The 12442-nt window shown below is 45.3% G+C and carries 10 protein-coding genes; 4 read left to right on the top strand and 6 right to left on the bottom strand.

Features of this window, described 5'->3' with window-relative positions; translation table 11 throughout:
* Window positions 1-29 precede the first annotated feature (29 nt).
* Window positions 30-1700, bottom strand: coding sequence for a sensor histidine kinase (locus OCV24_RS11525; protein WP_137032165.1), 1671 nt, complete (start codon window positions 1698-1700; stop codon window positions 30-32).
* A gap of 255 nt (window positions 1701-1955) precedes the next feature.
* Window positions 1956-3449, bottom strand: coding sequence for a carbon starvation CstA family protein (locus OCV24_RS11520; RefSeq protein WP_102507232.1), 1494 nt, complete (start codon window positions 3447-3449; stop codon window positions 1956-1958).
* 332 nt (window positions 3450-3781) lie between these two features.
* On the opposite strand from OCV24_RS11520, the gene OCV24_RS11515 reads away from it, so the two are divergent.
* A complete protein-coding gene (locus OCV24_RS11515) occupies window positions 3782-4132 on the top strand; it encodes a DUF2799 domain-containing protein (RefSeq protein ID WP_150878619.1) in 351 nt (116 codons plus the stop codon).
* Between the two features lie 267 nt (window positions 4133-4399).
* On the opposite strand, the gene murQ is transcribed toward OCV24_RS11515, so the two are convergent.
* Genes murQ through OCV24_RS11495 form a run of 4 tightly spaced genes read right to left on the bottom strand, consistent with a single transcriptional unit; the run spans window position 4400 to window position 8955 of the window.
* Window positions 4400-5320: an N-acetylmuramic acid 6-phosphate etherase gene (murQ, locus tag OCV24_RS11510; RefSeq protein ID WP_032547889.1), complete on the bottom strand. Its 921-nt coding sequence runs from the start codon at window positions 5318-5320 to the stop codon at window positions 4400-4402.
* Between the two features lie 45 nt (window positions 5321-5365).
* Window positions 5366-6478 carry an anhydro-N-acetylmuramic acid kinase gene (locus tag OCV24_RS11505; RefSeq protein ID WP_017056138.1) on the bottom strand — a complete coding sequence of 371 codons (1113 nt, stop codon included), beginning with the start codon at window positions 6476-6478 and terminating at the stop codon, window positions 5366-5368.
* The gene (locus tag OCV24_RS11500) at window positions 6475-7359 is read right to left on the bottom strand and encodes a BadF/BadG/BcrA/BcrD ATPase family protein (protein ID WP_046223919.1); all 885 of its coding nucleotides are present in this window, start codon (window positions 7357-7359) and stop codon (window positions 6475-6477) included. The genes OCV24_RS11505 and OCV24_RS11500 overlap by 4 nt, the downstream gene beginning before the upstream one ends.
* Window positions 7360-7362: 3 nt before the next feature.
* Window positions 7363-8955: a sodium:solute symporter gene (locus OCV24_RS11495; protein WP_150878617.1), complete on the bottom strand. Its 1593-nt coding sequence runs from the start codon at window positions 8953-8955 to the stop codon at window positions 7363-7365.
* Window positions 8956-9202: 247 nt separating this feature from the next.
* Between OCV24_RS11495 and OCV24_RS11490 the strand changes: the two genes are divergently transcribed.
* The 3 genes from OCV24_RS11490 (at window position 9203) to OCV24_RS11480 (ending at window position 12372) form a co-directional block, all read left to right on the top strand.
* A complete protein-coding gene (locus OCV24_RS11490) occupies window positions 9203-10051 on the top strand; it encodes a MurR/RpiR family transcriptional regulator (protein WP_017056141.1) in 849 nt (282 codons plus the stop codon).
* 11 nt (window positions 10052-10062) lie between these two features.
* The gene (gene nagZ, locus OCV24_RS11485) at window positions 10063-11052 is read left to right on the top strand and encodes a beta-N-acetylhexosaminidase (RefSeq protein ID WP_150878615.1); all 990 of its coding nucleotides are present in this window, start codon (window positions 10063-10065) and stop codon (window positions 11050-11052) included.
* A 246-nt stretch (window positions 11053-11298) separates the two neighbouring features.
* Entirely contained in the window at window positions 11299-12372 is a 1074-nt protein-coding gene (locus OCV24_RS11480; RefSeq protein WP_017059354.1) for a 3-deoxy-7-phosphoheptulonate synthase, read from the top strand.
* The last annotated feature ends 70 nt before the right edge of the window (window positions 12373-12442 follow it).

Here is a 12442-nt window from a genome sequence, read left to right as displayed (position 1 = left end):
CCGAGAGGCTATCATCTACGAAAGCACCGTTATTTTAGTATAGGTATGATAAAGCTCATTCGAGTAAATTGCTGTGGTTGAGATTCTATTTTTAGTGCTGAGTCTTGTCCAAAGAAATTCGCGAGTCGTTTATCAACAATTTCCATTCCTAAACCCACATGGTCTTGAGACGGCTTCTGATAGTTGCCTGCATTGTCTTCCACGGTCAGCTTGAATCCACCCTTGAAAGCCTCACTATAAATCTTCACTTTGCCGCCTTCTAGCATGTTTGAAATACCATGCTTTATGGCATTTTCAACCAGTGGCTGCAGGGTAAAGCTCGGCAGTTGAGAGTTATACAGTAGCGGGTCGATATCCAATTCCACTTCTAAGCGGTCGGTAAAGCGTGCCTTCTCTATGGTCAGGTAAGCATTGACGTGTGCCAGTTCGTCTTTGAGTTTCACAGTGTTGATGTTCTGCTTAAGGTTGCTTCTAAAGAAGTGAGATAGGTGCTGAATAAGCTCTCGTGCTTTATCTGGGTCACGACGTGTAACGGCACTGATGGTATTCAGCGCATTAAACAAGAAGTGCGGGTTAACCTGAGCGTGCAACAGTTTGATTTCAGCTTGGGTGAGCAGGGTCTGCTGCTGCTGATAGTTGCTGAATAGGATCTGGCTTGAAAGCAGTTGAGCGATACCTTCTGCCATCGACATGTTAATGGTCGAGAATAGCTTCAGCTTAGGCTCATACAGTTTGATGGTACCGACGACTTCGTTACCGGCACGCAGTGGGATAATAAGCGCAGAACCTAACTTGCAATCTTGAGATAGAGAACATTGGTATGGGTTCTCTTTACCATCAAGGTAGATGATGTCGTTTTGTTCCATCGAGGTGAGGGTGCTCTGCGATGAAATAGGGGTGTTCGGAATATGGTGTTCATCGCCAATGCCGACGAACGCGAGGATTTTTTCTCGGTCGGTAATCGCCACCGCACCGACGTTGGTTTCTTCGTAAACGATACGCACGATTTTTTGTGCGTTATCGGAATTGAAGCCACCATGCAGAATACCCACAGAACGCTCGGCGATGGTTAATGCGCGGCGCGAGAAAGTAGCCGAGTACTTTTCGAAGATGGTTTTCCTGTCTTGGATGATGCTCATGAACAGCGCCGCACCCACTGAGTTTGCAATGATCATTGGCGCAGCAATATCAGAAACCAGAGCGTAGGATTGCTCAAACGGTTTGGCGACCGCCAGTAGAATCAGCATTTGAATGATCTCTGCAAACAGGGTGACAGAGAACACTACCAGCGGATTAAACAGCTGGCTGGCTTTATTCTTTCTGACTAAGTAAACGTGCAATAGGCCACCAATCAAACCTTCTGCTGTGGTGGAAATGGCACAAGCTAAGTCCGTAAAACCACCTAATGAGTAACGATGAATACCGCCAGTAAAGCCGACCGCAAAGCCAACGACAGGGCCACCAAACAGACCGCCCATTACTGCGCCCATCGCTCGAGTGTTGGCTATCGCGTCATTAATCTGCAGTCCAAAATAGGTGCCCATAATACAGAACAGAGAAAACAGAACATAACAGCTGACTTTATGACTTAAGCGTGAAGAGATGCTCAACAAAGGGAGAATCAATGGAGTTTTACTTAACATGTAAGCAATCACTAAGTAGACACAGGTTTGTTGCAGCAGAGAGAGAATGAGTTCCATATTTTCACCTATTGAGACGCTTGTTAAGTGTAAAGCTCATTGCGTGGTAACGGTAGCTTTGCTTGTGTTTTCGTTGGTTATATCCAGTGACGATTGCTTCTCAATGCTGAGATACAGTAAAGCCCATCACAGAGGACGGGCTTTAGTCTTAATTTCCACGAATCACTGGGTGATTACCGGAGCAAGTGAAGTGTGTTTGGCTGTTCTTTTGTCTCTCTATGAAGACGTGTCTCTTTTATCAAGAGTCTGAAAGAACTAGGCAGTTTTGGTTACGCCTTTTGCTTCTTTCTCTTGTTCTTCATCAGCTAGGTCGATATCGCCTTTGCCTTTTGAAATCTTGATCACGTAAGCCGTAATCAGTAGAGATGACACCACGCCTACGATTGTTGATATTTGCATAGGTAGCCCAAAACCCAGTTGGCTATTGTTTAAGATGAATGTGATACACACAGACGTCATGAAGATAGCTGGAACTGTTGTTACCCAGTGCAGTTTGTTGTGACGAAGTAGGTAAGCTGAAGCTGTCCACAGCATCATTACTGCTGTTGATTGGTTAGCAAAACCGAAGTAACGCCAGATGATACCGAAATCAACTTGAGTCAGGATGCCGCCGATAACGAACAGTGGTAAAGCCATCAGTAGGCGGTTACGCAGTGTTTTCTGTTCCATGTTGAAGTATTCAGCAAGGATAAGACGGCTTGAACGGAATGCAGTGTCACCAGAAGTGATTGGTAGGATAACCACGCCAAGGAAAGCAAGGATACCGCCAAATACACCCAGTAGGCCAAATGAAGCGCTGTATACCACGTTACCAGGGCCGCCGTTTGCAATCGCGTCAGACAAAGACTCAACTGAACCAAAGAAAGACAGAGCAAGGGCACACCAGATTAGAGCGATAATGCCTTCACCAATCATTGCGCCGTAGAATACAAAGCGACCGTTCTTCTCATTTTCCATACAACGCGCCATCAAAGGAGACTGAGTTGCGTGGAAGCCAGAGATAGCGCCACATGCGATGGTGATGAATAGAGCAGGCCAAAGTGGTAGGTCATTCGGGTTCATGTTGGTGAACATGTCGCTCATCTCAAAGCCACCCATAATTTGGTGTTCGTCAGATAGACCAATCGCCGTGATTAAGCCAACAGACATAAAGATAAGCAGTGCACCGAACAGTGGGTAGAAGCGACCAATGATTTTATCGACAGGGACAATCGTTGCGATGATGTAGTAAGCAAAGATGATAACAACCATCGTTGTTGCAGACATCGCGAAATCAGTTTGGTCGTTCACTAGGTTAGTGATCATGCCTGCGGGAGCAGATACGAATACCACACCAACAAGAAGCAGTAGAACAATGGCAAAGATGTTCATAAAGTGTTTTGCGCCATTGCCTAGGTAACGTCCAGTGATGGTTGGAACCGAAGCGCCGCCATTACGGATAGATAACATACCTGAGAAGTAGTCGTGTACTGCACCTGCGAAGATACAACCTAGCACGATCCAAAGCATTGCTGCTGGGCCGTAAAGGGCACCCATGATAGGGCCGAAGATTGGACCTACACCTGCAATGTTAAGCAGCTGAACTAGGTAAACCTTTGGTGTTGACATTGGAACGTAGTCCACGCCATCTTGCTTGGTATGAGCGGGTGTTTGGCGCTTTTCATTGATACCGAAAATCTTCTCGATAAAGGTACCGTAAATAAAGTAGCCACCAATGAGTGCTGCAACACAGGTAAGAAACCACATCATAATTTGTTATCCCTGAATGTATTAATTAAGTCAGGGTGTATATTAAAGGAGTCGATGAAAAGAAACTTCCGCTACGGGAGTGAGTGGTCGAATAGTCAATTTAACGGTGCTATGAATGATTGAGTGGTTTGCTACGTTTGTAGAGCGGTTGGTTATTCGTGTTGAGAAGTGTCTTGCTTCTGGCAAGTGGCGGCTTATCAGCTTTAAGCGGTAGCCAATAGATATCAGTGGCAGATAACAGACATAAGTGGACATCAGCCAGTGTTCAGCGGAGAATCACCACAAAGGCAACGCTTGGTCAGGAAGTGGCTAGGTAAATATAAAGGACTGAAATGAAAAAAATAATCGCATTATTCGCCGTGGCATTTAGCCTTACAGGATGCAGCGCCAATATTCAAGATTTAGCGGCAGAAGGTAACTGGCAAGAGATTGGTTACCGTGACGGTATTAAAGGCCACACTCAGCGTTCGTATTCGGAGATGAGTGAGCTTGGCGCAGTCGATCAAGCGAGTTACACAGAAGGTTATCACCTAGGTGTGACTGAATATTGTAATCCGAACCATGCTTATCAGATTGGTTTATCTGGTCAGGTGTATGAAGGCGTGTGTTCTGGTACGGAAGACGCTCAACGTTTCCGCATGGAATGGCAACGTGGCTGGGATGAGTTCTCAAATGACTATTAAGCCCAAGCTAGCGATAAAAAATTAAAACTAAAAAAGACCAGTACCGCGTGTGTACTGGTCTTTTTGTATGTCGCGAGCGTGACGCTCACAACAGTATAATACCAATCGTAGTAAATAACTGTTCATCCTAGCTGGTTAAAACACTCGATAACATCGTTAGAAATTTTGATTGTAGAATAACTACTTATCGAAAATTTCTGCCTTGTTCTCAAGCATTTTTCCTGCGCTATTTATGATCACTTACTTACTGTGATTGGTATCAGCAGATTACTGATTATTCTCGACTGCTTTTCTCAAGAAGCCATTTTGCTTATCAAGTTGTGCTTTGGCTAACTCTAAATCTAGCCCTGTTAGAATCATCAAAATAGATAACTTCACATCGTAATCAGTCGTTTTAAGTGTCGACACTGCCAGTGCTTTGTCACACTCCGTCGCTTGGATAACGATACGAGCAGCGCGGGCAACCAACTTTTCATTGGTCGCTTTTACGTCGACCATCAGATTTTGGTAGATCTTACCGATACGAATCATGCTCGCAGTCGTCAGCATATTAAGTACCAGCTTTTGTGCTGTACCTGATTTGAGTCGTGTTGAACCAGTCAATGCTTCTGGGCCAACGACTGGGCTAATTGCGATCTGTGCGATCTCGGCAATTGGAGAGCTAGGGTTACAAGACAATGCAACCGTCACCGCACCGATTTGATTGGCATAATTAAGGGCACCAATCACGTAAGGTGTACGGCCACTGGCTGCGATACCGACCACAACATCGTTTTCTGAAAATTGAATCGCTTTCAGATCTTCAATACCAAGAGTCAGCGAGTCTTCCGCGCCTTCTTTGGCTTTTAAAATGGCTTCTGGGCCGCCAGCGATTAGGCCGATAACCATTTTGTCTGAAACACCAAAAGTAGGCGGGCACTCTGACGCATCTAACACACCCAATCGACCACTGGTGCCTGCGCCCATATAAATCAGTCGACCACCGTTTTGAAAGGCATGAGCAATTTTATCGACCGCTTTCGCGATCTGTGGCAGTTCTGCTTCAATCGCCAGTGGGACTTGTTTGTCTTGTTGGTTAATCTTTTCAACCACTTCGAGAGAGGTGAGCAGATCAATATCCATAGTATCAGGGTTTCTCCCCTCCGAAACGAGGTGCGAGAGCGCTGATATGAGAGCGTTGTTACTCATAATGATCCTTAAATGGTGATTCCAAAATGATGGTTCTAAAGTTGTTTAGCCAGCACGATAAAGAACGCCTAGAGAGGCCGCCCTGCTTGCGCCAGTCACTTCTGGTAAGTTGCTTGGCAGTTGATGAACATGACGCTGAGCAAGCCACGCAAAGGCCATGGCTTCCATATAATCGGCATCAACACCTTTACTGGTGGTCGACGCTACTTCCCAGCTAGGAAGCAGTTCAGCCAACCTTTTCATTAACAATGGATTTCGTGTACCACCGCCACACACATAGAGTGCAGGCTGCTCACCCAAGCGATAAGTCTCCACTTCATTGGCTATCGTCAATGCGGTGTACTCACAAAGCGTGTGCTGAACATCTTCTGCTGCAAGGTCTTTAAATTCTATTAATTGTTGCTCTAGCCAAGGCAGGTTGAACAGCTCTCTGCCAGTGCTTTTCGGTGGTATCTGAGATAGATAAGACTCATTTAACAGCTGTTCGAGCAAGGCTTGATTGAGTTGGCCTTTAAGCGCAAACTGCGCATCGCGGTCAAACTTCTCTCCTGTGTGCTTATCTACCCAAGCGTCCATCAACATATTGCCAGGGCCTGTATCATAACCGAGTGTTGGCTGATTTGGTCGCAGCACCGAAATATTCGAGATACCACCAATATTCAACACCACAACTGAGCTTTCTTGCGGGTGAAAAATAGTATGGTGGAAGGCGGGGACTAATGGCGCACCTTGCCCACCGAGTGCCATGTCTTTGCGTCTGAAATCGGCGACCGTTTGTATCTCTGTTTTAGCAGCAATGATATTGGCATCACCCAACTGCATGGTAAATGGCGATTCGCCGCTTGGCTGGTGGAATACCGTTTGACCATGATTACCAATGGCCGTCACTGAAGATGCTGGAGTTCCTGATTTTTCGAGAAGTTGCAGAACCGCGTTAGCAAATAGATGGCCAAGCTGGTGGTCAAGTTCACCAATGGCAATCAAATCCGTTCTCTGGCCAAGACAGACTTCAAGCAGACGGGCTTTGATATCTTCAGGCATAGGGAATTCATCATGATCAAGCAATGTGATACGAGTGCCTTCTATTGACACTAAAGCCGTATCAACGCCGTCCATACTCGTGCCTGACATCACGCCAATATATAACTCTGACTTCATTGTTCATTTCCTAAGTTGAGCATGTGGATCTTCTGGTGAGCGATAACTTCGGCACCATCCTGAGCGTTACCTTGAATGTCTAAAGCGCGAGCTTGAAGCCCTTGAGAGAGCTTAGAACGATAGAATTGTCCTAAGCTTCCTAAAAACATAATTGGTAAGCTGTTGTTTTCTGAGCATGTTCGTGTGAGCTTCTCTATTTCTTCAATACCTTGTTTTAATATGGTACTTGCCGTTGAGCAGCGCTGTTCTATATCAACGAGCTCTCGTGCAAATTGCGCATAATCGGTCGCATTGGCCGTGTTGAGCCACTTTAGAATGTCACTACGTTCGCTGCCTATTTTATTCATGACAAGCAGGCTTGTTAAAGAGGAACGTTTGTCATCAAATTCGGCTAGAGTTTGCTGCACCGCTCGAAATCCAAGCCAAGCGCCACCCCCTTGATCGCCAATCGGGAAACCCCACCCGCCAAACTGATGAGTCACATGTTGGTTGTCTAACTGAATGGCAACTGAACCGGTCCCAATCGCAATGCAGTTAACGCCTTGCCCTGCGTTAGCACCAAACACTGACGCTTCAGCATCGGTTGTCACATATAGGTGTGGGCAGTGGGCTAACGCCGATTTTAGCTTGGCTTTTAAATGACTATTTCCAGCACCAGCAACGCCAACCACAATATAGCACTGTTTGGCTTTAATCTGATTAACACTCAACATTTCCTCAATATAATGAGTCAGTTGAATGATTGCCGCCTCACCATACAAGGTCAATGACGTTGCCGCTAAAGTACGTTCTTGAATGACACTTGGTGTAGTTGATATTTGCTTCAGTCTCATGGCGGTTTTGGTTCCACCGCCATCGACTGCCAAAGTATGGGTAATCATTGGCTAAACCGTTTGTAGTTTATTAACTTCTTGAGTCTGCTTCTTACCTAGAAGGCACACGATTAATGATACAAACGTGCCCACGCAGAGTTGATACGGAAAGGCTAATCGAACACCCACCCAATCCGCGTTAACCGCGCCCATCACACTGTCCCACACATAAGCTTGCATCAGTAATGTCGTTAAGAAGCCTGCCATTAGAGCTAAAGCGACTGAAGTTTCGTTGCCGCGTTCAGTGAAAATCGCCGTGAAGTAGACGCCCAGTAATCCGGTGTAAGCAAACACCATCACACTTAAAGCGAACGATAACAGTGACATGTCTGTGTACTGTTGCCAGTAGTAACAAAGGATACCCATGCTACCTAAGGCTACGGCCGCTGCAGCCATTCCAAATCGGCCAGCTTTCACGTAATGGAAGTCATCTTGTTCTCCTTTACGAGCTTCTAACCAAGGTTTGTAAATATCTTGTACCGCAACCGAAGACATCGAGTTTAAGCCAGAGTTTAGTGTTGATAGTGCCGCGGCAACCACACCAACCGTTACTAAGCCACGAAGACCTGCAGGCATTTCATTTAATACGTAGTACATGAAGATCGTGACGTTTTCGCCATTAAAATTTTGCACGACGTCTTTGCCTTCAACACCCATCAGTTCAGGTCTTTGGTAGAAGACATACAAGAGTAAGCCAATCGACATAAATACCAACACGACAGGAATCGAGAAGATGATTGAGTTGATCATCGCCTTTGAACCTTGCTTGGCATCCTTACAAGTCAAAACGCGTTGAGTCATGTCTTGATCAAGACCAAATGCACCGATGTTTAACAAGACAAAACCAGTGATACATGCCCAAAAACTGAAGGTGCCAGCAGGGCTAAAGTCGAGCGTGAAATCGAGTAGAGTCAGCTTCGAAGGTTGTCCTTCACCCGGGTTAGTAAGTACCTGAGCAATTTGGCTAAAGTCGGCAGGGATCTGACCCAGTAGGTAGATAATTACCGCAATAGCTGCACCGACATAAACAACGAGTTGGATTAAGTCACTCCAGATCACGGAACGAATGCCGCCCATATAGGTATAAGCGAGGCCAACGGCAACAAGAATCACAACAGAAGTGACTACGCTGCTTGGGTCTATGTTGGTAAATAGAATCATGGATACTGCGATAGCTGCCATGTATAGGCGCGCACCAGAAGCAAACACACGCCCGACTAAATACATGACACCTGCACGCTGTTTGGTCTTCTCACCAAAGCGTACCTTTAGTAGTTCATAAACGGTAGAGACTTTGTTGTGGTAGAAACGAGGAATTAGAACGAGCGCGACAAAAATTGCACCAAGAATACCGCCAATGTTGGTCGCTAGGTAGGTAAGATCACCACGGTAGCTAGACTCTGGTCCACCTAAAAACGTCGCTGCAGATTGCGAGGTTGCCAGTACCGAGATAGCAACAACCCACATCGGCATTGAGTTACCACCTAAGAAATAGTCTTTGGTACTTGTGATTTTTGTTCGGCTAAAGTGCCAACCTGTAAAAGCGATAATGGCGAAATATATCGCGAATACCGCCCAGTCCAGTGAGGTAAATAGTGAATTCATAGCAGCTCCGTAGCATGAATAGGGTAGAGGGTGTTTATTGTTATTTTTTCAGAATGTCAGTTTGAATAATGAGTTTCAAAATCTATTCCTTGGTGGAATAGTGACCAATGGTTTTCTTTGACAGCGATCCCAGAAGGTTGTGTTAGCTATTCCAAACGGCAGAATGTGAAGGAATAATTATTCCAATCAAAATACAAAACTCGTTATGATAACGAGATGCGGTCAGAGGGAAGGGGAAGAGCGTTTAATGAAAGGCATTGCGAAAGTTAAAGCGTTATTACCAAAACTCTCGCCATCAGATTCGCTGGTGGCTCGTTACGTATTGGATCATCCACAACAAGTTAAGCAGCTCTCGTCTCCTGAGTTGGCTAAAGCGGTAGGCGTGAGCCAGTCGACGATCGTAAAGTTTAGTCAGAAACTCGGTTACAAAGGTTTTTCTGAGATGAAGATGAAGCTCTATCAGAGTGATATGACTTATCAACCTGTATCCCAGCGCGGGATACATGGCACTATCACCAGAAAAGATCCGCCTGATACCGTGATGGACAAACTTCTTGCAAGTAAAACACAATCGCTTGAGCGTACCGTGTTATTAAATGAAGGCGAACAGCTGAGCAATGCCGCTGATTTACTGCACCTTGCTAATAAGGTACAAATCTCAGGAGTGGGCGCATCGTCTCTAGTCGCCAAAGACTTCGCTTACAAACTGATGAAAATAGGCCATGCTGCAAATGCAGAGCAAGATGCCCATATTCAGATTGCTAATGCTGCTTCTCTCTCTGAAAATGATGTCTTGGTTGCGATTTCCTACTCGGGAGAAACCAGAGAAGTGGTGAAGGTTGCGCAGCTGGCGAGGTCGAAAAAGGCCAAGGTGATTGTGATTAGTCAATTATCTCCTTCTGCTTTAGACAAATATGCGGACATCAAACTTATCTCGGCAGCTGACGAAAATCATATTCGCAGTTCATCGATTACTGCTCGTGATAGCCAGCTTTTTATTACTGACTTGTTGTTCATAGCGTTAACTCAGCAAGAAGAGCAAGCCGACCAATTAATTGAACAAAGTAAATCTGCAGTAGCGGAATTTAAGCAATAGAAGGAAATTTTATGGGACCGTTGTGGGTTGATGTTGCAGGCTACGAACTGACCGCTGAAGACAGAGAAATTTTAGAGCATCCAACCGTTGGTGGTCTCATCTTATTTACTCGAAATTATCACGATAGCAAACAGTTATCGGCGTTAAACAAAGAGATCCGTAAAGTTGCCAAGCGTCCTATTTTGATTGGTGTTGACCAAGAGGGAGGACGAGTACAACGCTTCCGCGACGGCTTTTCAATTATCCCTGCCGCGCAAGAATTTGCGGCCAAGAATAATGGTGAGCAGTTGGCAGAACAGGCCGGTTGGTTGATGGCTGCGGAATTGATTGCCCATGATATCGATCTGAGCTTTGCGCCAGTCTTAGATAAAGGTCACGACTGTAAGGCGATTGGTAGCCGAGCATTTGGTGAAGATATCGATACCATTGTTCGTCATAGCAGCGCTTTCATCAAGGGCATGAAGTCGGTTGGCATGGCGACAACAGGAAAGCACTTCCCTGGACACGGTGGTGTGATTGCTGACTCTCACTTAGAAACGCCATATGACCCTAGAGACGACATCTTTGAAACAGACATGGCAATCTTCAAGGCGCAAATTGAAGCCGGAATATTGGATGCCATGATGCCAGCTCACGTGGTTTTCTCTCACTATGATGATCAACCAGCGAGTGGTTCACAGTATTGGCTGCAGAAAGTATTGAAGCAGCAGCTTGGGTTCAAAGGCTTGGTGTTCTCTGACGATTTAACGATGGAAGGCGCTGCCATAATGGGCGGACCAGCCGATAGAGCGAAAGCTGCCTTGAATGCAGGTTGTGACATGGTGTTGATGTGTAATAAACGAGATGCACAAATTGCAGCTCTCGATCACTTAGCGATTCAAGAGGTGCCTTTAGCCAACTCATTGCTTAAAAAACACAGCTTTGATTTGTCGATGCTTCACTCGGATGCTAGGTGGAAAGAGACCTCAGAGACGATCAAGCGAATGCTCGGCAGTGAGTGATAAATAAACACATAATAAATTTAGATAGGGCGATATGAGAAATATCGCCTTTTTTGTATGTGCGGGGCGTGGTTTAGGCCTTTTTATTTCTCTGAACAAGTTAAAGTAAATGTGTAAATTAATATTTACATCAAATGTTTTTTTTAATGTACACTTGAAATCGTTTTTTTAGCTGTTATTGTGTTTTTAAAGATTGTTAGCCCAAATGGAAATGTTGGGTGTAAAAATAAATATACAGGTTGAGTTATGCAGAAAAGTGAATTAAGCAATGTCAATATCATCGACGAACAGGTACTGATTACTCCTGAAGAGTTAAAAGCAAAACTGCCTTTGAGTGATAATGCTCGTCGTTTCATTCAAGAGTCTCGTCAAACTATCGCAAACATCATTCATAAGAAAGATCATCGCATGCTTGTTGTATGTGGCCCATGTTCTATCCATGACATTGAAGCGGCGAAAGAGTACGCGAAACGCCTAAAAGCCTTATCTGAGCAACTTAGCGATCAACTGTATATTGTTATGCGTGTTTACTTTGAGAAACCTCGTACCACTGTGGGTTGGAAAGGTTTGATCAATGACCCGCATCTAGACGGCACTTTCGATATTGAGCATGGCCTGCATGTTGGCCGTGAGCTACTTGTTGAACTCGCTGAGATGGAAATCCCACTAGCGACTGAAGCATTAGATCCAATCAGCCCGCAATACCTAGCAGATACCTTCAGCTGGGCGGCAATTGGCGCACGTACTACTGAATCTCAAACTCACCGTGAGATGGCAAGTGGTCTTTCAATGCCAATCGGTTTTAAAAACGGTACCGATGGCAACCTAGGCACTGCAATCAATGCAATGCAGGCGGCTTCTTCTAGCCACCGTTTCATGGGTATCAGCCGCGAAGGTCAAGTTGCACTACTAACAACGCAAGGTAACCCAAATGGTCACGTGATTTTACGTGGCGGTAAGCAGACGAACTACGATTCAGTATCGGTACACGAATGTGAGCAAGAGCTGGGTAAATCTGGTTTAGAGGCAGCGCTAATGGTCGACTGTAGCCACGCGAACTCTCGCAAAGATTTCCGTCGCCAACCCCTAGTTGCTGAAGATGTTATTCACCAAATTCGTGAAGGCAACAAGTCGATTATCGGTCTTATGATTGAAAGCCATATTAACGAAGGAAACCAATCTTCGGATATACCTCTCAATGAGATGAAATACGGCGTTTCTATTACCGACGCGTGTATCAATTGGGATTCAACTGAGGCACTATTGAAACATGCACATACGGAATTAGTCCCGTTCTTAGAGAACCGCTTGAAAGGTTAGTCAGAGTTTTAAATTTAAGTGCCTCATCTAATGGGGCATTTTAAGATCTGTTGCTAGCGAACCTACGTGA

It is taken from the genome of Vibrio kanaloae, assembly GCF_024347535.1.
GTDB classification, from domain to species: Bacteria; Pseudomonadota; Gammaproteobacteria; order Enterobacterales; family Vibrionaceae; genus Vibrio; species Vibrio kanaloae.
This window is presented reverse-complemented; position numbering and strand designations above follow the sequence as displayed.

Excerpts from the sequence above, each read along its gene's own strand:
- OCV24_RS11525 (WP_137032165.1), bottom strand. The coding sequence starts at position 1,700 with ATGGAACTCATTCTCTCTCTGCTGCAACAAACCTGTGTCTACTTAGTG.
- OCV24_RS11520 (WP_102507232.1), bottom strand. The coding sequence starts at position 3,449 with ATGATGTGGTTTCTTACCTGTGTTGCAGCACTCATTGGTGGCTACTTT.
- OCV24_RS11515 (WP_150878619.1), top strand. The coding sequence starts at position 3,782 with ATGAAAAAAATAATCGCATTATTCGCCGTGGCATTTAGCCTTACAGGA.
- murQ (WP_032547889.1), bottom strand. The coding sequence starts at position 5,320 with ATGAGTAACAACGCTCTCATATCAGCGCTCTCGCACCTCGTTTCGGAG.
- OCV24_RS11505 (WP_017056138.1), bottom strand. The coding sequence starts at position 6,478 with ATGAAGTCAGAGTTATATATTGGCGTGATGTCAGGCACGAGTATGGAC.
- OCV24_RS11500 (WP_046223919.1), bottom strand. The coding sequence starts at position 7,359 with ATGATTACCCATACTTTGGCAGTCGATGGCGGTGGAACCAAAACCGCC.
- OCV24_RS11495 (WP_150878617.1), bottom strand. The coding sequence starts at position 8,955 with ATGAATTCACTATTTACCTCACTGGACTGGGCGGTATTCGCGATATAT.
- OCV24_RS11490 (WP_017056141.1), top strand. The coding sequence starts at position 9,203 with ATGAAAGGCATTGCGAAAGTTAAAGCGTTATTACCAAAACTCTCGCCA.
- nagZ (WP_150878615.1), top strand. The coding sequence starts at position 10,063 with ATGGGACCGTTGTGGGTTGATGTTGCAGGCTACGAACTGACCGCTGAA.
- OCV24_RS11480 (WP_017059354.1), top strand. The coding sequence starts at position 11,299 with ATGCAGAAAAGTGAATTAAGCAATGTCAATATCATCGACGAACAGGTA.